Source organism: Candidatus Eisenbacteria bacterium (genome assembly GCA_020847735.1).
Lineage (GTDB): Bacteria > Eisenbacteria > RBG-16-71-46 > RBG-16-71-46 > RBG-16-71-46 > CAIXRL01.
This window is the reverse complement of record JADLBL010000020.1, coordinates 220,060-241,407: the sequence shown is the minus strand read 5'-3', so window position 1 is coordinate 241,407 and position 21,348 is coordinate 220,060. Positions and strand designations below refer to the sequence as shown.

Sequence of the window (21,348 nt, the reverse complement as noted above, 5' to 3'; positions counted from 1 at the left end):
CGGCTCAGCCTCCCGCCCCGCCGCCGATCTCCAGTCCGGGGTGCGTCTGGCGGGCCGGGTCGAGCGCGGCGTCGATCTCCGCGGGCGTCAGGGTCGTCATCTCGCGCGCCAGCTCGCGCACGGGGCGGCGCTCCTTGAAGGAACGCTTGGCGATTTCGGCGGCCTTGTCGTAGCCGATGAGCGGATTCAGCGCGGTCGCCATGCTGGGCGAGATCTCGATGTAGCCGGCGCAGGTGTCGGCGTTCGCGACCAGCCCGCGCAGCGCCTTGTCGGCGAACACGCGCGAGGCGGCGGCCAGCAGCTGGATGCTCTCGAGCAGGTTGCGGGCCATGAGCGGCAGCATGACGTTGAGGTCGAGCTGTCCCCACTGCGCGCCGGCGGTGATCGCGACGTGATTGCCCATCACCTGCGCGCCGACCTGCACGACGGACTCGCAGATCACCGGGTTCACCTTGCCCGGCATGATGCTCGAGCCCGGCTGGATCGCGGGCAGCGTGACCTCGCCGAGCCCGCAGCGCGGGCCGCTGTTCATGAGGCGCACGTCGTTGGCGATCTTCATCAGGCCGGCGGCGACCGAGTTGAGCGCCCCGCTCGCCCAGCACGCGCCGTCCTGCGCGCCCTGCGCCTCGAAGTGGTTCGCCGCCTCGGTGAACGGCTTGCCCGTCAGCCGCTGAAGCTCCATGGCCATCCGCCGTCCGAACTCCGGATGCGTGTTGAGCCCCGTGCCGACCGCGGTGCCGCCGATGGCCAGCTCGCACAGGTCCGGCAGCGTCGCCTTGATCCGGGCGATGCCGTGCTGGACCTGCGAGGCGTATCCCGAGAACTCCTGCCCGAGCCGGATCGGGGTCGCGTCCATCAGGTGCGTGCGACCGGTCTTGAGGACGTCGTGGAACTCCCGCGCCTTGGCATCGAGCACGGTCCAGAGCACCGCGAGGGCCGGCAGCAGGTCGCGCTCGATCTCCAGGACCGCCGAGACGTGCAGGGCCGTCGGGATCACGTCGTTGCTGCTCTGGCCGAAGTTGACGTGATCGTTCGGGTGCACCTTGCGCCCGAGAATCTCGCTGGCACGGTGCGCGACGACCTCGTTCGCGTTCATGTTCGACGACGTGCCGCTGCCGGTCTGAAAGACGTCAATGGGAAACTCGGCGTCCCACTGCCCGCCGGCCACCTCGAGCGCCGCCTGCTCGATCGCCTTCGCGATGGCCGTATCCACGGTGCCGAGTCCGGCGTTGACCCGGGCGGCCGCCGCCTTGATCAGGCCGAGCGTGTGGATGAAGGCGGGCGGAAGGGGCCGGCCGGAGACCGGAAAGTTCTCGACGGCACGCTGCGTCTGCGGACCGTAGCGCGCGGCGGCGGGCACCTTCATCTCGCCCAGGCTGTCTTTCTCGATCCGGAACTCGGACATGGGGCTCTCCCAGGCTGGAGTCACGCGAGGCGTCTCGCGGCTTCGTGCGGTCGGGACGGGCGCGCCCCGCGTGGGGCGGGCGTTCGGGGCGGATGCTAGTGGGTTTTCACCCCGCCCGCACGCATGCATGCGGGTGACCCGCGGGTCCCGGCGACGCAGGGCTTCGCGCGCACACGCGTCGTCAGCCCTCGATCACCTCGCAGCGGTCGGTCATCGGCATCGCCGGATCGAGCGTGTGGCGCACCGAGCAGTAGCGCTCGGCCGAGAGCCGCACCGACTCCTCGACGGCCGCGAGCGGCACGCCGCGGCCGGTCACGCGGTGGACGAGCGTCACCGACAGGAGCCGCTTCGGGTGCGTCTCGGCCCGCTCGGCCTCGAGCTCGACCTCGTAGGCGCTGATTTGGAGCCGCTTCTTGCGCAGGATGCTGATCACGTCCATCGCCGCACATCCGCCGATCGCCGCCAGCAGGTGGTGCATCGGGCTCGGCGCCGTCGGCTCGGGCCCGCTGTCCAGGGTGATCGAGTGCTTCGGAAACTGGGCGTCGAAGCGCAGGCTCGTGCCCGCGGCCGTCGCCAGTCGCAGCGTCGTTTCGGTTTTCATGGCGCCCTCTTCTCGTCCGCGGACGCATCGGCCCGCAGGGACAGGTTCATTTCGTCGTCCGTCAGCACGGCGCGGCGCGCGAGAATCTGCGAAGTGTCGTGCTGGAAGATCATGTGCGTCAGGTGATCGATGCCGACCTCCAGCTGCTTTCGCAGCCCCACCATCTTGAAAAGGTAGGCCGCCGCCCAGCCGAGCCAGGCGAGCCGGCCCGACAGCGGGATCCCGAAGAGGTCGAGCACCGAACTGTGCTGGCCGAGCGAGATGATGTAGCCGGCATCCTTGAAATGGAACTTTCGCGCCGGCCGGCCGTGAGCCGCCCGCACGAGCGACTCGCCCACGAAGGTGCCCATGGCGATCGCGGTCTGCGAAAGCTGCGGCTGCATGCCCCCGCCGGGTTTCGGCGAAGCGGCGCAGTCGCCGATCACGAACACGTCCTCGCGCGGCCGGCCCTCCGGCGTGAGCGGGTGCAGGTGCTCGTCCACGATCAGACGGCCGTCGAGGTGGCGCTGCAGCGGCAGTTCCTGCACCAGCGACGGCGGGCAGACGCCGGCCGTCCAGACGATGGTGAAGCCATCGAAGCTCCGTCCGTCGGCCAGGTGTACGCGCCGCGGCTCGACGCGCGTCACGCGCGCGCTCGTCTCGACCCGCACTCCGCGCGTTTCGAGAAAATGCCTCACGTAGGCCGAGTGCGAGGGTCGGGCCGCCGAGACGATGCGCTCGCCGCCCTCGATCACGGTGACCGACAGGTGCGCGACCGACAGCGACGAGTACTTGGGCAGCAGCGTCTCGCGGGTCATGTCGAGGAGTTCGGCGGCGACCTCCACTCCGGTCACGCCGCCGCCGACGATCACGAACGACAGCAGCCGGCGTTTCTGGGAATCGTCCTGCGACTGCTCGGCCATCTCGAAAAGCTCGACGACGCGCGCCCGCAGCGTCATCGCGTCCACGATCGTCTTGAACGGGCGCGTATTCGCCTCCGCGCCCGGGACGCCGTACCAGTTCGTCACGCTGCCGACCGCGATGACGAGCTTCTCCCACGGCTGCACGAGGCCGTTGTGCAGCGTGACGGCCCGATGCTCGAGGTCGATCCGCATCGCCTTGTTCTTGTGGAAGCGGATGTGACGGTGTCGGGCCATTTCGCGCAGCGGCCAGACGATGTGCCGTGTCTCGACCGCGCCGACGGCGACCGCGGGGAGCAGCGGGTTGAACTGGAAGAAGTTCTCCTTGTCCACGAGCAACGTGTCCCAGTACCCGCGCGCGGCCCGTGAGCGCCCGATCGCGCGCGCCACGTCGAGGCCGCCGAAACCACCGCCGAGAATGAGGAGCCGCCGTCCCGCCATGTCCGCAGGTTAAGCGCCGGGCGCGGACGCCGGCAATCGAGTGCGGTTTTCGTTCTCCGATGCGAGTTGCTGGCCGGTCGCTCGAGCACCACCGCGCTGGCGGTCGGTGAGCCCTCCACGCTACCGTCGCCCCATGCCCGCCGTCTCCGTCCTGCTTCCGGTACGAGATGCCGCCCGCTGGCTCGGCCCGTCCCTGGCCTCGCTGTGGCGGCAGACCCTGGCCGATTTCGAGGTGGTCGCCGTCAACGACGGCTCGAGCGACGGCTCCGCCCGGCTGCTCGACCGCGAAGCGGAGTTCCAGCCCCGCCTGCGCGTCGTGCACACGCCCCACCGGGGGCTGCCGGCGGCGCTCAATACCGCGCTCGCCCTCGCGCGCTCGCCGATCCTCGCGCGGCACGACGCCGACGACCTGTCGCATCGCGAGCGCCTCGCCGCGCAGCTCGCGTTCCTGCGCGCTCGACCGGGCGTCGGCGTCGTCGGCGCGCGCGTCCGCCTGTTCCCGTCCGGCGGCTTCGGAACCGGCATGCGACGCTGGGCCGCGTGGCACAACGGCCTGCTCGGCCACGATGAAATGCGTCGCGAGTCCCTGATCGACAGCCCGCTCGCGCACGGCACGGCCATGCTGCGGCGACCGGCGCTCGAAGCGGTGGGCGGCTGGCGCGAACGCGGCTGGGCCGAGGATCTCGACCTGTGGCTGCGGCTCTTCGAAGCCGGAGCGCGGTTCGCGAAGCTTCCCCGCGTCCTCTACGGCTGGCGGCAGCACGCGCGCAGCGCGACGCGCGCCGACGACCGCTACGCGCGCGACCGGTTCTTGGCGCTCAAGCGGGAGTTCCTCGTTCGCGGAATCCTCGCACCCGACCGCCGCGCCACGTTGGTCGGTGTCGGGACCAGCCTCGCCGCCTGGGTCGCGGCGCTCGGGAATCGCATCGCAACAGTGGTCGAGGCCCGCGTGGCGTCGTCCGAGGTGTTCGCACGCCATCCGGCCCCGTTCGTGCTCGCCTACGTGGCGCCCGGGGCGCGCGCGAGGTGGCGATGCTGCGCGGATGAAACAGGCTTGACCGAAAGCGAGCATTTTGTATTCGTCGCCTGAATCTGGATTCCGGTCAACATCGTCATTGACCCCGCATTCGAAATGTGGCCTTCTCTGCCCGGCGTCATCATCCCCCGAATGGACATCGGACTTCAGGAGGCTGGCATGGCGAAACGTGAACGAAAGTCGTACTCCGAGGCGCAGCGCAAGCAGATTCTGGCGACCGCGATCTCGGAGAAGCTCACCGCCGATCAGGTGAGGAAGAAGTTCGGCGTGAAGAACGTCACCTACTACTCGTGGCGGAAGAAGGCGGGAATCAAGGGGCCGCGCGGCCGCAAGCCGGCGGTCATGTCGTTCTCCGGCAAGGCGGCCGGCGGCAAGGCGGCCGGCGTCGGCCTGAACGCGCAGGTTCGCGCGGGCGTGCAGGCCAAGGTGCGCGAAGTGCTGCCGGGCATCGTCCGCGAGGAGGTTTCGAACTACCTCAACGTCCTGTTCGGCGCGGGTGGCGGCAAGTCGCGCCGCAACCTGCGCTAGCCGGCCGGCGTAGGCGGGGAGCGTTCCTTCGGGAGCGCTCCCTTCTTTCTTGCGCCGGCATGGGCCGGCGCCATTCACGCCCGGAGCCGCGCATGAAAATCGTCCGCTTCCTCGCCATCGTCGCCGGCGGCCTTCTCGCCCTGATCCTCGTCGCCGCGGCGGCGCTGATGCTGAACGGCTGGATCCTCGTTCACCGCACGCCCGCGAACCGCGCCCGTGCGGTGGCCCTCCGCCCCGACTCGACGCTGCTCGCGCGGGGCGAGCACCTCGCGCGCAGCAGTTGCGCGGGCTGCCACTCGCCGAACCTGCAGCTGCCGCTCTCCGGTTCGACGGCGGATTTCCTCGCCGAACCGGGCATGCCGCCGTTCGGCCACCTGCACGCGCCGAATCTCACACCCGGCGGAGTGCTCGCCCGCTATTCCGACGCGGAGCTCGCCCGCGCCATCCGCGAAGGGGTCAATCGCGAGGGCAGGCCGATGCTCGTCATGCCGTCGGTGCGCTTCCACAACCTCTCGGATCGCGACGTCGCCGCCCTGATCGCCTACCTTCGTTCGCAGCCGGCCGTCTCGCGTGCGGTCCCGCCGCGGGTGCTCAGTCCGCTCGCCTATCTCGTGCTGGGCGCGAAGCTCTTCCCTCTCGCCGTCACGCCCGAGGCGCCGGCGACTCAGGATGGACCGGCGGAAGCCGTGACGCCCGAGTACGGCGAATACGTCGCGGGCTACCTCGCCTGCCAGGACTGTCACGGCGAGGACCTGCGCGGCGCACCCGAGGGCCAGATGGCGCCGAAGGGCCCCGACCTGGTCGGTCTCGCCTCGGCGCACTCGCTGACCGGGTTCGACGGAGCCATGCGGCGCGGCCTCAGCCCGGTGGACGGACGGTCGCTCGATCCGCTGCGCATGCCGTATCCGGTTTTCGCGCACGCCAGCGACATCGAGGTGGCGGCGATTTACGCCCTGCTCCGCGCGGGCGGAATCCGCCCGCAGCGCAAGCCCTGAGGCTTCAACCGGCCGCGGCGGCGTCCAGCAGCCAGATCCCGTCGCGCGCCAGCGCGGCGGGCACGCGGCGGAAGTCGGCACCGCCCGCCAGCGCCGCGCGCACCGCGCCGGCCTTGCCGGCGCCGGTGGCGAGAACCAGCAGCCCCTCGCGCGCTTCGCGCAGGGCGCGCGGGGTGAGCGTCAGCCGGCGCGGTGGCGGCTTCGGGCTGTCGAGCACGCACGCCGCGCGCCGCGGCGAATCGGCGAGCAGCGGCGAGCCGGGAAAGAGCGAGGCGACATGCCCGTCCTCGCCGATCCCCAGCACCACGAGATCGGCCGGCACCGTCAGTTCGGCGTCGTACTCCCGCGCCGCGGCTTCGAGATCGGCCGCCTCGCCGCGCATGCGGCGCACGCGCGGCAGCGGATCGCCGAGAGCGTCCAGCAGCAGCGTGCGGGCCAGCCGGTAGTTCGAATCGGGGTGGTCCGGCGGCACCGCCCGCTCGTCGGCGAACAACAGCGTCACGCGCGTCCAGTCCACCAGCGAGCGGTCGGGCTCCCGCGCGAGGCGGTCGAGCATCCCCGCGACCGACCGGCCACCGGGAATGGCGAGCCGGAACTCGCCGCGCTCCTCGAGGCAGCGGACCGAAGCCTCGACGACGATTCGCGCCGCCGCTTCGGCGACACCGCCGGCGTCCGCGAAGACCCGCGGGCGATGCGCCGGCGCGCTCAGGGGTTTCGCCACCGGCGGCGATCGCGTTGGATCAAGCGGTCGGCGGCCTCGGGCCCCCAGCTGCCCGGCTCGTACGCGAGCGGTGCCCGGCGCGGCAGCGCCTCGAGCCCGTCGAGCATCGGCTGCATCCACGTCCACGAGGCTTCCACGGCGTCACGGCGCGAGAACAGCGTGGCGTCGCCGCGCATGGCGTCGAGCAGCAACCGCTCGTAGGCCTCGGGCGGCTCGCCCCCGAACGCCTCGGCGTACTTCATGTCCATGGCCACCGGGGTCACCGTGAAGTCGTTCCCCGGCTGCTTGGCCGAGAACGAAAGCTCGATGCCCTCCTCCGGCTGGATGCGGAGCGTGATGACGTTCGGCTCGACGTGCTCGCACAGGTCGCCCCGGCCGAACAGCGAGAGCGGAATCGGCTGCATGTGGAAGGACACTTCGGTCACGCGCTTCGCCATGCGCTTGCCGGCCCGCAGGTAGAACGGCACGCCCTGCCAGCGCCAGTTGTCCACGTGCACGCGCAGGGCGGCGAACGTCGGCGTGAGCGAGTCCGCCGCGACGTCCGGCTCGGCGCGGTAGCCCCCGTACTGGCCGACGACCAGCTCGTCCTCGACCGTGCCCTGCCAGGGCAGGCGCAGCGCCTTGAGGACGCGGAGCTTCTCGCCGCGCACGTCGTCGGCGTGCCCGGAGTTGGGCGGCTCCATGGCGCACAGCGAGAGCACCTCGAGCAGGTGATTCTGGACGATGTCGCGCAGCACGCCGGTGGATTCGTAGAATCGGCCGCGCGAGCCGACCCCGACCGTCTCGGCGGCGGTGATCTGGACGTGATCCACGTACTTGCGGTTCCAGATCGGCTCGAAAATGCTGTTCGCGAACCGGAACACCATGATGTTCTGCACCGTCTCCTTGCCGAGATAGTGATCGATGCGGAACGTCTGCGATTCGTCGAGCACCTCGCTGACGAGCGCGTTGAGCGCCCGGGCGGTCTCGAGGTCGCGCCCGAAAGGCTTCTCGACGATGACGCGCGAGAACGCCGGTCCGTTGGGCGGGGCGATCAGGCCGGCGCCCGAGAGGCCCTTCAGGATCAGTCCGAACTCGTCCGGCGGCACGGCCAGGTAGAAGAGCCGGTTGCCCGCGGTGCCGAGCCGGCGGTCGAGTTCCCCGAGCGAGGTCGCGAGGCGCCGGTAGGTCGCCGGCTCGCGGAAGTCTCCCGACACGAAGCCCAGACGCGGCTCGAACCATTCCCACGCCGGCTCCGCGAGCGGCCGGCGCGAGAACTCCCGCACGCCCGCGCGCATCCGCTCGCAGAACTCCTCGCGGCTCCACTCCCGCCGAGCGCACCCGAGCACCGCGAACGTCTCGGGCAGGTGTCCGCCGGCGGCCAGGTTGTAGAGCGCGGGCATCAGCTTGCGGCGCGTCAGGTCGCCGGTCGCACCGAAGACGACCATCGCGCACGGCGGCGCGGGCGCCTTCCGGGCCGCCGCGGGCGACTCGACGGGCACGTGAATGCGCGTCGTCACGCGTCGCGGCCCTTGACGGCGTGCCCTCCGAACTCCGCGCGCAGCGCGGCGAGCACGCGGTCGGTGAACGTGTCCTCCTGCCGCGAGCGGAAGCGCCGCATGAGCGAGAGCGTCAGCACCTCGGCGGGGACGTTCTTCTCGATCGCCTCGAGCACGGTCCAGCGGCCCTCGCCCGAGTCGTCCACCCAGCCGCGGATCTTCTCGAGGCCCGGATCCTTCGCGAACGCGCGCTCCGCCAGCTCGAGCAGCCACGAACGGATGACGCCGCCCTGGTTCCACAGGTGCGAGAGCTTCGCGAGATCGTACGAATACTCGCCCGCGCGCAGGATCTCGAAGCCTTCCGCGTACGCCTGCATCATGCCGTACTCGATGCCGTTGTGGATCATCTTCGCGTAGTGGCCGGCCCCGGCCGGTCCGCAATGCAGCCAGCCTTCGGGAGGAGCGAGCGTGTCGAGGCCCGGCTTGAGGCGGGCGATCGCCTCGTCGGGACCGCCGAGCATCATGCAGTAGCCGACCTGCAGGCCCCAGATCCCGCCCGACGTGCCGGCGTCCACGTACATCAGCCCGGTGGAGGCCAGTTCCTTCGCGTGCCGCTGGTCGTCGTGAAAGTTGGAGTTGCCGCCGTCCACGATCAGGTCGCCGGCGGCGAGCAGCGGCTGCAGGGCGTGAATCGTGTCGTCGGTCGCCTTGCCGGCCGGGAGCATGACCCAGATCGCACGCGGCGGGGCCAGACGGCGCACCAGATCCGCGAGCGAAGTGGCCGGCGTCGCGCCGCGCCCGGCCGCCGCCGCGACCTTGTCGGGACTGAGGTCCCAGCACGACACGCGATGCCCGCCCTGCAGCAGGCGCAGGGTCATGTTGAATCCCATCCGGCCGAGTCCGACGAAGCCGATCTCCATACCGCTCGCACTCCTCATTGGCGCTCCACGAAGGGAGCGCCCGGTTCCATGATCGTGACGAAATCGCGCGGCGCGCCTCGCGCAGCCACCGCTGCACGCAGCATGCGTCCCGCTGCCGGTGGTGGCAAGGCGCCGGGCCGGCACACGACAAGGCTGTGCTAACGTGCCGCGCGTGATGCCCGCTCGCAGCGCGTCCTCCTCCCGCGCGGTCCTGCTCGTCCTCGCAGCTTCGGCCGCTCTGTCGCTGTGGTGCGCCTGGCGGGTGCCGCTCCTGGACCCCGACGAGGGTCGCAACGCCGAAGTCGCGCGCGAAATGGCGGCCGATGGCGACTTCGTGATTCCGCATCTCGCGGGCCTGCCGTATCTCGACAAGCCGCCGGGACTGTTCGCCGCCGGGGCGCTCGCGATCCGCGTATTCGGCGCCAACCGCGTCGCGGCCCGGCTGCCTTCGATTCTCGCCTCGCTGATCGTGCTCCTGCTTCTGGCGCGCACCGCCCGCCGGCTCGCGGCGATGCCCGGCGCCGAAGCCCCCTCGCCGGTCGAGACGATGCTGCTCACAGCCTCGGCGCCGCTGTTCGCCTCGCTCGCAGCCTACGTCATCTTCGACATGCCGCTGACCGCGTGTGTGACCGCGGTCTGGACGGGCGTCGCGCTCGAATCCGATTCGGGTCGCTCGACATCGCGCCGCGCGGCGATGTACGCGACGGTGGCGGTCGGGGTGCTCCTGAAAGGACCGGTGATGCTCGCCTGGGCCGTGGGAGGCAGCGCCGGCGCGGCGCTGCTCATGCGTTCGCGCGCGCCGCTGCGCTGGCTGGCGTGGCCGCCCGGGTGGCTGATCGTGCTGGCGGTGGCGGGCGGCTGGTTCGCGCTGGCGCTGCGCCGCCACCCCGAGTACGCGCGCTACGCGTTCCTCGAGGAATCGCTCGAACGTATGACGAGCGGGGCCTTCAAGCGGGACCAGCCGTGGTGGTTCGTGCCGGCGGTGCTGGCGGGCGGCGCGCTGCCCTGGTCGCTCGCGACGCCGTGGCGCATGCCGCGGTCGGGGGCGACGCGCGTCGCGGCCGGGTTCGTGCTGTTCGCGGCGATCTTCTTCACGCTCTCGCGCTCCAAGCTCGTCACCTACCTGCTGCCCGCCCTGCCGGCGCTCGCCTGGTGGAGCGCGGAGTGCTGGCGCGCCCGCGCGGGACGCCTGCCGCGGCCGCTGCTGGCGGGGCTCCTGTTCGCCCCACTGCTGCTCACGGCCGGCTCGCCGTGGCTCGTGCGGTATGCGCGTCAGGAATCCGGCGAGCCGATGGCCGAAGCGATCGCACGGACCGGAGCGGGCACGGTGCTCTACGACAACTGCTATAGTCCCGGCTCCGATTTCCGGCTGGGACGGGTTTCCGAAGTGGTCTCGGAGGGCGGACACGTGCTGACGAGCAACTACGTGGTCCGCTACCGCGATTCGCTCGAGGCCCGCGGCCAGTGGCGCTTTCATTCCTCGCTCGAGGCGGCGCCGGCCACGGACGTCGTCGTCCTGCCGGCGCGCGCGCGCGACGCGGGACAGCAGCGCTGGGGCGAGCCCCTGTTCGAGAACCGCCGGTTCGCGGCCTTCCGCCGCGACGGCGCACGCTGACCCCAAGGCCCGGAGCGACTTCACGCATGTGCGGCATCGCCGGCATCGTCGCCCCCGCGCTCGCCCCGCACGAACGCCTCGGGCTGGTGCGGGAGATGGTCCGCCGTCTGCGCCATCGCGGCCCCTCGGGCGAGGCGGTCTGGGACGGCGGGACCTGCGCGCTCGGCATCGCGCGCCTGGCGATCGTGGCGCCTCGGCAGCCCGCGCGGGTCATGACCTCGGAGTCCGGCGACGTCACCGGGGTGGTGAACGGCGAGATCTACAACCACGCGGAGCTGCGGGCGGCGCTTCGCGGCCGCGGGCACGAGATCGCCGACGGCCCCGACACGGCGGTGATTCCGCACCTCTTCGAGGAGCGCGCCGAGGACTTCCCCGTTTCGCTGGACGGCATGTTCGCGGTCGCGCTCTGGGACCGCGCGAGTCAAACGCTGACGTTGGCCCGGGATCGTGCCGGCGAGAAGCCGCTGTTCGTCACGCACGCCCCGGGCCGCTTCGCGTTCGCGTCCGAGCCCGCGGCGCTGCTCGCGCTGCCATGGGTCTCGCGCGACCCGGCGCCCGCCGCGCTCGTCCGCTACCTGGTGCACGGCGCGTTCGCTGGCGCGGACACGGCCTGGGCCGGCATGCGCCAGCTGCCACCCGCCCATACGCTGGTGGTGCGCGCCGGCGTCGAGAAGCTGCGCCGCTGGTGGCGGCCGTGGGACGCGCTGCTGGGCGGAACGACGACGCGCGTGGCCGATGCTCCGGCGCGCGCCCGCGAGGCGCTCGCGGCGGCCGTGGCGACGCGCGTGCCGGGCGAAGTGCCCTTCGGCGTCTTTCTCTCGGGAGGCATCGACTCGGGCCTGGTCGCGACGTTCGCCGCCCGCGCCGTGCGCCACCCGTTCCCGACCTTCAGCATGCGCATCGAGCACCGCGGCTACGACGAGTCCGGCTACGCGCGGCGCGTCGCCTCGGCCATCGGCTCCGATCATCACGAGCTGGTCATGACCGCGCGCGAGGGCGAGGAGGCCTTCCACGCGTGGGCCGCCTCCATGGACCAGCCGCTCGGCGATCCGAGCGTGCTGCCGACCTGGGCGCTCGCCCGGCTCGCCGCGCGGCACGTGCCGGTGGTGCTGACCGGCGAGGGCGGCGACGAGCTGTTCGCGGGCTATCCCACCTATCTCGGCCACCGGCACGCCGCGATCGCCGATGCGGTTCCCGCCGCGCTGGCCGCCGCCGCCCTCGCGACCGCGCGGCGCTTCCGTCCCCGGCACCATCACGTCACGATCGCCCACCTCGTCGAGCGCTTCCTCGGTTCGCGCGGCCTGCCGCCGTTCGAGCGGCATCTCGCCTGGTTCGGCACCGCGCGTCCGGCCGAGGCGATGAGCCTGCTGGCGCCGGGCCTGCGCGAGGCCGCCGGCCCCGAGGCGGCGCTCCAGCATGCCCGCCGGCTCGAGCGGTCGCTGCGCGACCTGCAGCTCGTCACCGCCCCCGACCGGGCGCCGCTCACGGCGTACCAGCTGCTCGATTTCGAGACCTATCTTTCCGGCGACCTGCTCACCAAGGTGGACCGCTGCACGATGGCGCACGGGCTCGAATCCCGCGCGCCGTTCCTGCGCGGTTCGCTCGTCGAGTTCGCGCTGGCGCTGCCGGAAGGCGCGAAGCTGCGCGGGACGAGCGGCAAGTGGGCGCTCAAGCAGGCCGCGCGGGGACTGCTGCCGCCCGACCTGCTGGCGCGGCGCAAGCAGGGCTTTTCGCCGCCGTTCTCCGCGTGGGCGCGCGGGCCGCTTCGCGGGCTGGTCGTCGAGTCGCTCTCGCCGGCGGCCGTCGAGCGCACGGGCATTCTCGACTCGAAGGTCGTTCACCGGATCGTGCGCGAGCATCTCGAGGGCCGCGAGGACCGCGGCCGGACGCTGTGGGCGCTGCTCTCGCTGCAATGCTGGGCCGGGCGGCGTGACGCTTCGCCTCCGGCGATGGCGGAGGCGGCCGGCGCGCGGGCCGGCCCCGTGGAGGCGCGAAGAGGCAGGAACGGCGGCGGGGAGCTTCCGGGCACGGCGTAGAGGTCCGCGCGCCCGTCAGTCGAGCGCGCCGTCGGGAACGGACACCGCCGAGCGGTGCAGGCGCGGATCCGGCAGCAGCATCGCGCACACGAAGCCCGCCACCAGAAGCAGGCTGAGCGCCCGCAGGCCGGCGGTGAGGCCGGAGTGGTCCGCGAGCGCGCCGACCGGACCGACGAGCAGCGCGCCCACCCCCCACGCGGCGCCCATCAGCAGGCTCGAGATCATCGAGGCGTGCCGTGGCGCGAGTTCCTGGCCCATGACGACGTTGACGGGCAGCGACGACTGCAGCAGCGCGTAGCCGGCGACGAGGCAGGCGAGCCCCACCGGCCCCCCGAGCGCGAAGAACGCGACGTAGAACGGCACCGGGAGCAGGAACGACAGCCGCACGACGCGGCGCGCGCCGATGCGGTCGGCCAGCCAGCCGCCCGCGAAGCCGCCGAGCGCGCCGCACGTCAGGTAGATCGTCGTCACCGTCGCGCCGGCCGTGACCGACCAGCCCTGCTCGTGAACCCACAACGGCAGGAAGGTGGCGAAACCCGTCGAGACCGCCGAACGCGCGACCACGGCCAGGTAAAGAAGCGTGAGCGGCCGCGCGATGGCGCGCAGGTCCGAGAGTCGCGTGCGCGCGCGCCGCGCGTGCGTGAGCGGCGGCTGGCGCCGGAACCAGGCGAACAGCACGCCCGCCATCAGGACGCCCGGCAGGGCCGCGAGCCAGGTGCGCTCGAGCCCGAACAGGCCGACCGACACGGTCGCGAACATCGGCCCGAGCGCCCAGCCAAGCGTTCCGCCCGTGACCCAGAACGACATGGACTTGCCGCGGTCCGTTCCGGTCTGTCCGGCCAGCGAGGCCGTCTGCGGGTGAAAGGCCGAGACGCCGAAGCCGCCCAGCACCAGCAGCGTCACCAGGATCGTGTAGCTGGGCGCGCCCCCGACGGAAGCCAGGAAGATGGCCGCGACCAGCGGCCCGAGGGCGACGAACCACGGGCGGTTCAACCGGTCGGAGACGAAGCCGAAGATCGGCTGAGCGAACGACGACGACATCGAGCCCAGGGCGACGAGGGTTCCGACCAGCGTGTAGTTGAGCCCCAGCCGCTGCACCAGCAGCGGCAGCAGCGGCAGGTAGAAGCTGGAGTACGAATCAATCGTGAAGTGCGCGGCCGAGAGAATCGCGAGCCGCGGAGTCAGGAACCGGCGCATGGAGCCGGCAATCTAGCCCGGCCCATTCGCCCCGCGCCACAGCGGACTGAAGATCCTGCGCGAAAGGGCGACGAAAATGCGGCGGCCCCCGCCGCGAGGGCGGGGGCCGCGAAGGTTCTTCGTTCCGACCGGCTCAGGCGGCCTGGTCGGTGACGATCCGCTCCAGACGATGGATGAACTCCTCGGTCCGCTGCACGGCCTGCTTCGCCGCTTCGAGGTAGCCGCGGGCCTCCGCGACGCGCTCCTCGCGCGCCGCCGACTCCATCTCGCCGAACAGCATGGTGCAGGCGCTGGCGCCGATGGTCGCGCACATGCCGCGCAGGCCGTGGGCTTCGAACTCGACGCGCCGGGCGTCGCCGGAGTCGAGCGCCTGCTGCAGCCGCTCGAGGCGCGGGAAGACGTCGTCGAGGTAGGTGTGCAGCAGCGAGGTGCGCAGGGCCGGCAGGCCCATGCTCGCCGTGTTGAGCTGCTCGAGATCGATCGCGGGGCCGTCGGGAAGCTCGAGCGCGCTGAAGGACTCGGCCGCGGGCGCCGATTCCGCCGGCGGGTCGAAGTGCGAGGAGACGACCGTGAAGACGTGCGCGTGGGGGGCGTGCGCACCCTCGCCCGCGTCACCGGGACGCGCGTCGCCGCGCACGGTCCAGCGTTCGACGGCGGTCGTCAGCTCCACCAGGTCGATCGGCTTGCGGAACACGTCGTCCATGCCCGCCGCGAGGCACTTCTCACGATCCGTCGAGAACGAGCTGTCGCCGGTGAGGCCGAGGATCGGGGTGCGGCGCGTTCCGCGCTCGCGGGCGCGGATGGCTTCGGTCGCGCGATAGCCGTCGAGTCCCGGCATCTGGGTGTCCATCAGGATCAGATCCCAGTGCTGGTTCTCGGTGAGTTCGATGGCCGCCCGCCCGTTCGAGGCGATCTCGACGTTGTAGCCGACGCGGTTGAGGGCGCTCTGCGTGACCAGCTGGTTCACGACGTCGTCCTCGACGAGCAGGATGCGCAGCCGGCCGCGCTTGGCCTCGGCCAGCGAGTGGCGCGTCACCAGCGAACGCTCGGCGGGCGGCAGCTTCGAGTGGCCGTTCGCCACCACCTCCGAGAGCGCGTCGAAGAGCTGCGAGACCTCGAGCGGCTTGACGAGATAGGCGGAGAAGCCCAGCTCCTTCATCCGGTTCGCATCGCCCGGCCGTCCGACCCGCGTGGTCAGCATGAGCAGCGTCGCGTCGAGGTCGGAGTCGGCGCGGACCGCCGAGCCGAGGGCTTCACCATCGAGACCTTCGAGCTGCTGTCCGACGATGGCGACCGCGTACGGGCGGTGCTCGTGCGCCGCCTGCCGGATCAGTTGCAGGGCCTCGGGACCGTTCTCGGCCGACTCGGCCGACACGCCCCAGGCCGTGAGCAGTTCGACGGTGGCGCGGCGGTCCTGCGCCTCGCCCTCGGCGACCAGCACGCGCATCCCGCGCAGCTGCACCTCGGAGGCCGCGGGCGCGGCCGGAGCCTGCGCCTGCTTCTCGAGCATGAGGCGGAACGCGAACGTATTGCCGCGCGTCAGCGGGTTCTCGGCCGCGACCTGCCCGCCCATGCGCTCGACGAGCCGGCGTGCGATCGCCAGCGCGAGGGCCGAGCCGCCCGGGCGGCGCGAGCCGTCGGGTTCGTGGGCGCCCGACGCAGGCTTCCCTCCGGTTCCCGCGGCGATGCTTTCGATCCGGAACAGGATGGTGACGTGCGTGTCGTCCTCGCGGTCGCGCTCGACGTGCAGCACGACGCGGCCCTCGTCGGCGTAGCGGATCGCGTTCTGCCCGAGGTTGAGCAGCACCTGCCGCAACCGGCCCGGGTCGCCCTTCAGCCGCGTCGGGACGACCGCCTCGACGCGTCCTTCGAAGGCGAGGCCGCGGGCCTCGGCGGCGGGCACCAGCGAGGTCGCCACCTGTTCCATGGCGATGCGCAGGTCGAAGTCGATCCGCTCGACCGACAGGGATCCCGTTTCGAGTCGCGTGTAGTCGGTGGCGTCGTTGACGAGCGCCATGAGCGTCTGGCTGGAGCCGAGGATGGCGTCCACCATCTGCTTCTGCGCGTTGTCGAGGCTGCTCTGCAGGAGCTTGTGGGACAGGCTGACCACGCCGTTCATCGGCGTGCGCACTTCGTGGCTGAGCGTGGCGAGGAACTCGCCCTTGAGCTGCGAGCCGGCGCGCTCCTGCTCGAGCTGGTTCTCGAGCTGCTTCGCGCGCGACTCGGCGGCGTCGGCGGCCTCGGTCGCGTTCGAGACGGTCTCCATCGCCAGGGCCATCGCCTCGTCGGTCGCGGAGGTGTCGGGACGCGAATCGAGTGTCGGGGCCACGGGGGGATCCGCGACCGGGACTCGCTCGCGCGCGACCCCGACGAAGTAGGCGTCACCGTCCAGCCGCTCGTAGAGACGAACGCGGACGGTCATGGGCAGGCTCGTGCCGTCGCTGCGCCGCAGCGTGAGATCGCGCGTGACGATCGTCTGCGAACGACGGCGCTGCCGCAGCGCGGCGCGCGTCACGCCGGCGCACTCCGGGGCAGGGACGACCTTCGCGAAGGGCTGCCCGACCAGCTCGCTCGGACGCCAGCCCGCGATGGACTCGAAAGCGGACGAGACCCAGGCGAAGCGGCCCCAGGCGTCACAGCAGAAGACGAGGTCCGGGGAGGCTTCCAGCACTTCCCGCAGACCGATGGCCGGAGCGAACGCGGGAACCTGCTGGCTCGCGCGAACCGGGTTGGGGCGGTCGTTCATAACGCCTCGCGTGGAGTCCGAGCCGGGACCCGGGCGCTCTCCTTCGCCGCCCGCGGGTGCCCGTCCATTCGCGGCCGGTATCGGCACTGCCCGCCTTGCGCTTGAGGCTGTTGTGCGCCGCGGCGCTGGCCTGGCGGCGGCGGCGCCGCTATGGTTCCGCGCCCATGCCCGAGACGCCTTCGACACCGGCAGATCCCCGGCCGCTGCGGGTCGGCGAGGTCGCCGCCGTCTGGGCACCGCTCGCCGGCAGCTGGCTGCTCATGGGTCTCGAGCTGCCGGTGGTGAGCGCGGCGATCGCCCGGCTGCCCGAGTCCACCGTGAGCCTCGCCGCGTACGGCGGCGCCGTGTACCCGATCGCGCTGCTGATCGAGTCGCCGATCATCATGCTCCTCGCGGCCAGCACCGCGCTCGCCCGCGACGAGGCGTCGTACGCCCTGATTCGCCGGTTCATGCGCGCCGCCGCCGGCTCGCTGACCCTGCTGCACGCACTGGTTGCGTTTACTCCGCTGTTCGACCTGGTCGTCGTGCGGCTACTCGGTGTGCCCGAGGCCGTGCGCGAACCGGCGCGCATCGGGCTGCGCATCATGCTGCCGTGGACGTTCTCGATCGCTTACCGGCGCACGCAGCAGGGCGTGCTGATCCGCTTCGGCCGCGCGCACGCGGTGACCGTGGGCACGGCCGTGCGCCTGGCGGCGATGTGCACCGTGCTGGCCCTGGCGCTCGCCTCGCGCGGCCGGGTGAGCGGCATCGTCGCCGGCACGCTCGCGATCGTCTGCGGGGTGATCTCCGAGGCGCTGTACGCCGCCTGGGCCGTCCGCCCCGTCCGGCGTCGCGAGCTGCGCGATGCGCCACGCGCATCGCCCGCGCTGACGATGCCGGCCTTCCTGCGCTTCTACCTGCCGCTCATGATCACTCCGTCCATCAACTTTCTCGCCATGCCGCTTTCGGCCGCCGCCATGAGCCGCATGCCGCTGGCGCTCGATTCGCTCGCGGTCTGGCCCGCGCTGAGCGGCATCGCGTTCACGCTGCGCGCGCTCGGCTTCGGCTTCAACGAGGTCGTCGTCTCGCAGCTCGAGTCGCACCGCCCCGTTCCGGCGCTGAGGCGATTCGCGGTCGCGCTGTCGCTGGGCGCCAGTGGCGTGCTCGCGGCGCTCGCGCTCACCCCGCTCGGCCACCTGTGGTTCACGTGGGTTTCCGGGCTCGAGCCCGAACTGTCGGCGCTCGCTTCGGCGGCGCTGCCGCTGCTCGCGATCACGCCGGCGCTGAGCGTCTGGCAGAGCTTCTGGCAGGGGGCGCTGGTGCACTCGCGCAACACGCGCGGCGTCACCGAGTCCATGCTCGCGCTGCTCGCCACGACCGTGCTCGTGCTGGGCGCCGGGCTCGCCTGGCACCGCGCGCCCGGCGCCTTCTTCGCCGCCGGCGGACTGCTCGCGGGCAACGCGGCGCAGGCGGCGTGGCTGTGGGCCCGGGGCCGGCACGAGATCGCGCGCGTCGCCGCACGCGACGCCGGCTGAGGGCGGGCCGCCGGCGGTGTGGCCCCCCGGCGAAGCATGGCGACGGTCGGAACACGCCACGAAAAAAAGCCCCGGCCCGAACTTCGAGCCGGGGCTTCGAGACTTTCGGTGTCGGTGACGCTGGGTTTCCCCGTCCATGGGGCAACCGGTACGTCACAGCTCCCGGAGGTCCCCTACGAGGACGTCACCTCCACCGAACCCAAGCGATTACTGTCCAATGGATCACCTCCTTTTCGGGGCATACCTCCACGGAGGGACCCAACCCTCCCGATCCCGAGGGCCGCCCGAGCCCGTTGGGACCGCGCACGGATGAGGCCGTGCGAGCGAACGTGCGCCTACTTTATCGGTTCGCACCCGGGCCGCGTCAACCGCTTTTTCGCGGGCGCGCGGGGCGCTCATGCTGCACGGGTTGACGGCCGCCGCGTGCCGGCGATGCTCGCCCAACCCACGCGGGTGCAGTCCGAACGAGCGTCACGGGCGTCTACCAGCCGAGCTCCAGCCCAAGCCGCACGACCCGTGGCGGCGCCGCGAGGCGTCGGTCGCCAACGGGTATCCACTGGCGCACTCCGTCCCCGTCGGGGTCATTCCAGTAGGCGCCGCCGCCCCGGCCGGTCTGCGTCCGATATGCGCCGTACTCGTCGTAGAGCGTGTTGATGATCGGGTTCGGGTACCCCGAGAGGGTCGCGAGCCGGTCGGCCTTGTTCGCGAACAGGTTCGTCACCGAGAGCATCAGCGTGAACCGCCCGAGGAATCCTGGCGTGCAGCGAAGCGCCATGTTCGTGTTCTCGTTCCAGGGCAGCCGCGCCGAGTTGAGCGCCATTTGATCGGTGTAGGCCGGAGGGTACTCGGAGGAACTCGACGGGTCCCCGTAGAGAGGGGTCCACGGAAGGCCGCTCGCGACGCGGGTGCTCCACGAGAGCGACAACCACCCGAATGGCTCCGTCAGCATTGAAGCGGCGATCGCGTGCCGTTCGTCCCAGTCCAGAGGGTGCGCGCTCAATGGCGCCGGGCGATAGCCTCGACTCAGGCCGTAGGCGAGTCCCTCCAGGTTCGACTGCGTACCCCAGGCGCTCATGTAGGTGTAGGACAGCTCGAAGCGTCCGCGGCCACGCTCTTCACGGGCGAGCGTCAGCTCGACACCCGAGGCGTGACCATTGTCGGCGCTCTCATACTGAAGGACGTTGTAACCAAGCCTTGGCGAAGTCACCCTCGTGCCCGGCTGCGACGAGAAATCCCGGTAGAACGCGGCGCACTGGAGCGACCAGCGCGGGTCGAGGATGTGCTTGAGCGCCGCCTGATACGAAATCACCTCGGCTGGGATCATCGTTCCGTTGCCGTACGGGTGCCGGTCGTACAGGAACGTGCGGTTGTCGTACAGCAGGTCGCGTGGCGGATCCTGAAAGATGCGTGAGTACGACACCGAGAAGATATCTCGCTCCGAAACCGGATACGTGAAGCCCAGCCTCGGCGACCAGGACCACCTCGTGGGTGCGTGGTATCGCTCGTTCGTGCGTTGGAACGGGAGCAGATAGGGGGCGCCTTTCGCCTGCGGCCCGGCCGTGAACGAGCTGACACGCAACCCCGCGTTCCACGAGTGACCGCCAAACTCCCAATGGTGCTGGGCGTAGGCGAAGACCCCCGGCGCGAAGGCATTGTAGGTTCGCAAGCTGTCCACACCGAGAATCACCGGCGCCGCCTGGTCGATCTCGTACAGCCGCACGTTCTCGTACTGGAACCCCGCCCCGAGACGGACGAGGTGGCGACGAGCGATCCTACGCACCGCGTCGAGCCTTGCGAACCAGGTCTGTGATCCGCTGCGCCGGAAGTACGGCTCGTCGCCCCAATATGCGTGGAACGGATCGGCCCAGGCGTAGTCCGCCGGTCCAAACACCGGGCGGTTGAGCGCATTGATGTAGCTCGGGTCCCGCCGAAGCCCGACGGACTTGAGCCCCGAGTTCCGAGACCAGCCCATCGCCAACCGCTGTGAAGCGTTCGCGTGACCCAGGGCGAGCGTCGCGATCACGGCGAGCCGGCGTTCTTCCGACATCGTGCGATGATCGCCCGCCCGATACCGAAAGTAGGTGTCGTCCAGCCGACGGTCGGCCGTGCCGAGCGGTCGGCCCGTGTAGAACTCTCCTCGACCCTCCGAATCGGGCTCGAAGGACACCCACCCGTCGAAATCGAACATGGGGTCGTACGGCTGGCGCACGACACGACTGCCGAGCACCTCGATCGATCCACGTTGCGGCCGCGCGACGGGAGCGAGTTTCGCCCATGCGAGCAGGTGGTTGTCCTGCCTCCATCCGAACTTCATTCCCAACAGATCGGACGTGCCGCGCGAACGCGTCCCGGGCATTCCGAGTTCGTCCAGGCGCGCCTCGCCCGCCGTCACGACCCCGAGCCCGCTCGTTCCGAGCGGCGTCGAAGCGCGCGCATGCACTGCGTAACCCGTGCCGCGCTGAAGGCCGTTCGTCCAACGAATGAGCGCGACCGGTGCGGCCGTGGGCTGCTCTGTCTCCAGGTCCAACTCGCCCGCGAGCGAACCTGCGTGGTCGGCGTCGAGCCCCCCGGTCAGCAGGTCCGCCGAACGCACGGCGAGGAGCGGGACCTCCATTGGCACCCCCCGGCGAGGCTCGTTGAGTGGCACGCCGGCGATGCTCGTCACGAGCTCGCCCGTTCGGCCGCCACGCACATGCAGGTCCTCGCCCGACACCACGACACCGGCCTGCAGGCCGACAACATCCACGAAGCGATCCACGGCCAAAAGGCGAATCGCGCGCGACGAAAGTGGGTGCACCGTCTCCGTAGAACGCGGATCGGACAAGCGGTCTCCGACGACCGTCACCGAGTCCAGAGTTCTCACCACCTGAATCGGAACCGCGGGCTGGAGAACGGCCGAGTCCGCCGGAGTGCCCGCAAGCACCGCCAGTCTTGCCAGCAGGCCGACCTGCCAAATCATGCGCCTGTCCCGTCGGCGGGGCGAAGGCTCGCGGGGACCCACGACGATCGCACGAAAAGAAGGGCCTCGATGGACTCGGCGCCCGGCGATCCCGGCGCTTCACACTCGAACACGATTCCACCTACTCCCCAGGACAGATGACCCTGAAAGGAGGCGTGCGAGGTGGCCTGTTCGAACTGCTTCACCCTCAATCGAACTCCGCTCGATCGAATCCTGGACGGCCATCCGGGAGTGCTGGATGCGCGTGGAGATCACAC

The 21,348-nt window shown here is 71.2% G+C and carries 15 protein-coding genes; 6 read left to right on the top strand and 9 right to left on the bottom strand.

Translation table 11 applies throughout. The features are described from left to right. Positions 1–4 precede the first annotated feature (4 nt). From IT347_09735 to IT347_09725, 3 genes are all read right to left on the bottom strand, one after another. The gene (locus tag IT347_09735) at positions 5–1,405 is read right to left on the bottom strand and encodes a class II fumarate hydratase (GenBank protein ID MCC6349855.1); all 1,401 of its coding nucleotides are present in this window, start codon (positions 1,403–1,405) and stop codon (positions 5–7) included. 181 nt (positions 1,406–1,586) lie between these two features. Then, positions 1,587–2,006: an OsmC family protein gene (locus tag IT347_09730; GenBank protein MCC6349854.1), complete on the bottom strand. Its 420-nt coding sequence runs from the start codon at positions 2,004–2,006 to the stop codon at positions 1,587–1,589. Continuing rightward, on the bottom strand, positions 2,003–3,346 hold the full coding sequence (locus tag IT347_09725) for an FAD-dependent oxidoreductase (protein ID MCC6349853.1): 1,344 nt from the start codon (positions 3,344–3,346) through the stop codon (positions 2,003–2,005). The genes IT347_09730 and IT347_09725 overlap by 4 nt, the downstream gene beginning before the upstream one ends. Before the next feature lie 133 nt (positions 3,347–3,479). On the opposite strand from IT347_09725, the gene IT347_09720 reads away from it, so the two are divergent. The 3 genes from IT347_09720 (at position 3,480) to IT347_09710 (ending at position 5,905) form a co-directional block, all read left to right on the top strand. Then, positions 3,480–4,436: a glycosyltransferase gene (locus IT347_09720; GenBank protein ID MCC6349852.1), complete on the top strand. Its 957-nt coding sequence runs from the start codon at positions 3,480–3,482 to the stop codon at positions 4,434–4,436. A 105-nt stretch (positions 4,437–4,541) separates the two neighbouring features. Next, the gene (locus IT347_09715; protein ID MCC6349851.1) at positions 4,542–4,910 is read left to right on the top strand and encodes a transposase; all 369 of its coding nucleotides are present in this window, start codon (positions 4,542–4,544) and stop codon (positions 4,908–4,910) included. Positions 4,911–5,002: 92 nt separating this feature from the next. Further along, complete coding sequence (locus tag IT347_09710) at positions 5,003–5,905, top strand: c-type cytochrome (protein ID MCC6349850.1); 903 nt, start codon at positions 5,003–5,005, stop codon at positions 5,903–5,905. A 4-nt stretch (positions 5,906–5,909) separates the two neighbouring features. Here the strand turns inward: IT347_09710 and pgl are convergent, their stop codons facing one another. The 3 genes from pgl to gnd form a co-directional block, all read right to left on the bottom strand. Then, positions 5,910–6,626: a 6-phosphogluconolactonase gene (pgl, locus tag IT347_09705; protein ID MCC6349849.1), complete on the bottom strand. Its 717-nt coding sequence runs from the start codon at positions 6,624–6,626 to the stop codon at positions 5,910–5,912. Next, complete coding sequence (gene zwf / locus IT347_09700) at positions 6,611–8,053, bottom strand: glucose-6-phosphate dehydrogenase (protein MCC6349848.1); 1,443 nt, start codon at positions 8,051–8,053, stop codon at positions 6,611–6,613. Before zwf ends, pgl begins: the two co-directional genes overlap by 16 nt. 68 nt (positions 8,054–8,121) lie before the next feature. Further along, entirely contained in the window at positions 8,122–9,024 is a 903-nt protein-coding gene (gene gnd, locus IT347_09695) for a decarboxylating 6-phosphogluconate dehydrogenase (GenBank protein ID MCC6349847.1), read from the bottom strand. 175 nt (positions 9,025–9,199) lie between these two features. Between gnd and IT347_09690 the strand changes: the two genes are divergently transcribed. Both IT347_09690 and asnB read left to right on the top strand, forming a co-directional pair. After that, positions 9,200–10,639 (top strand): glycosyltransferase family 39 protein, encoded by a 1,440-nt coding sequence (locus IT347_09690; protein ID MCC6349846.1) that lies wholly within the window; start codon positions 9,200–9,202, stop codon positions 10,637–10,639. 26 nt (positions 10,640–10,665) lie between these two features. Then, positions 10,666–12,675: an asparagine synthase (glutamine-hydrolyzing) gene (gene asnB / locus IT347_09685; protein MCC6349845.1), complete on the top strand. Its 2,010-nt coding sequence runs from the start codon at positions 10,666–10,668 to the stop codon at positions 12,673–12,675. Positions 12,676–12,690: 15 nt separating this feature from the next. Here asnB and IT347_09680 read toward each other — a convergent pair whose 3' ends face one another. Continuing rightward, complete coding sequence (locus tag IT347_09680) at positions 12,691–13,872, bottom strand: MFS transporter (protein MCC6349844.1); 1,182 nt, start codon at positions 13,870–13,872, stop codon at positions 12,691–12,693. Positions 13,873–14,005: 133 nt separating this feature from the next. Then, positions 14,006–16,618: a response regulator gene (locus IT347_09675; GenBank protein ID MCC6349843.1), complete on the bottom strand. Its 2,613-nt coding sequence runs from the start codon at positions 16,616–16,618 to the stop codon at positions 14,006–14,008. Positions 16,619–16,782: 164 nt separating this feature from the next. Between IT347_09675 and IT347_09670 the strand changes: the two genes are divergently transcribed. Beyond that, entirely contained in the window at positions 16,783–18,132 is a 1,350-nt protein-coding gene (locus tag IT347_09670) for a hypothetical protein (protein ID MCC6349842.1), read from the top strand. A gap of 481 nt (positions 18,133–18,613) precedes the next feature. Here IT347_09670 and IT347_09665 read toward each other — a convergent pair whose 3' ends face one another. Further along, a complete protein-coding gene (locus IT347_09665) occupies positions 18,614–21,091 on the bottom strand; it encodes a TonB-dependent receptor (GenBank protein MCC6349841.1) in 2,478 nt (825 codons plus the stop codon). Positions 21,092–21,348 lie beyond the last annotated feature (257 nt).

What these genes read in the sequence shown, in the direction of transcription:
- IT347_09735 (MCC6349855.1), bottom strand. Translation starts at nt 1,405, where the DNA reads ATGTCCGAGTTCCGGATCGAGAAAGACAGCCTGGGCGAGATGAAGGTG.
- IT347_09730 (MCC6349854.1), bottom strand. Translation starts at nt 2,006, where the DNA reads ATGAAAACCGAAACGACGCTGCGACTGGCGACGGCCGCGGGCACGAGC.
- IT347_09725 (MCC6349853.1), bottom strand. Translation starts at nt 3,346, where the DNA reads ATGGCGGGACGGCGGCTCCTCATTCTCGGCGGTGGTTTCGGCGGCCTC.
- IT347_09720 (MCC6349852.1), top strand. Translation starts at nt 3,480, where the DNA reads ATGCCCGCCGTCTCCGTCCTGCTTCCGGTACGAGATGCCGCCCGCTGG.
- IT347_09715 (MCC6349851.1), top strand. Translation starts at nt 4,542, where the DNA reads ATGGCGAAACGTGAACGAAAGTCGTACTCCGAGGCGCAGCGCAAGCAG.
- IT347_09710 (MCC6349850.1), top strand. Translation starts at nt 5,003, where the DNA reads ATGAAAATCGTCCGCTTCCTCGCCATCGTCGCCGGCGGCCTTCTCGCC.
- zwf (MCC6349848.1), bottom strand. Translation starts at nt 8,053, where the DNA reads ATGGTCGTCTTCGGTGCGACCGGCGACCTGACGCGCCGCAAGCTGATG.
- gnd (MCC6349847.1), bottom strand. Translation starts at nt 9,024, where the DNA reads ATGGAGATCGGCTTCGTCGGACTCGGCCGGATGGGATTCAACATGACC.
- IT347_09690 (MCC6349846.1), top strand. Translation starts at nt 9,200, where the DNA reads ATGCCCGCTCGCAGCGCGTCCTCCTCCCGCGCGGTCCTGCTCGTCCTC.
- asnB (MCC6349845.1), top strand. Translation starts at nt 10,666, where the DNA reads ATGTGCGGCATCGCCGGCATCGTCGCCCCCGCGCTCGCCCCGCACGAA.
- IT347_09680 (MCC6349844.1), bottom strand. Translation starts at nt 13,872, where the DNA reads ATGCGCCGGTTCCTGACTCCGCGGCTCGCGATTCTCTCGGCCGCGCAC.
- IT347_09675 (MCC6349843.1), bottom strand. Translation starts at nt 16,618, where the DNA reads ATGAACGACCGCCCCAACCCGGTTCGCGCGAGCCAGCAGGTTCCCGCG.
- IT347_09670 (MCC6349842.1), top strand. Translation starts at nt 16,783, where the DNA reads ATGCCCGAGACGCCTTCGACACCGGCAGATCCCCGGCCGCTGCGGGTC.
- IT347_09665 (MCC6349841.1), bottom strand. Translation starts at nt 21,091, where the DNA reads ATGATTTGGCAGGTCGGCCTGCTGGCAAGACTGGCGGTGCTTGCGGGC.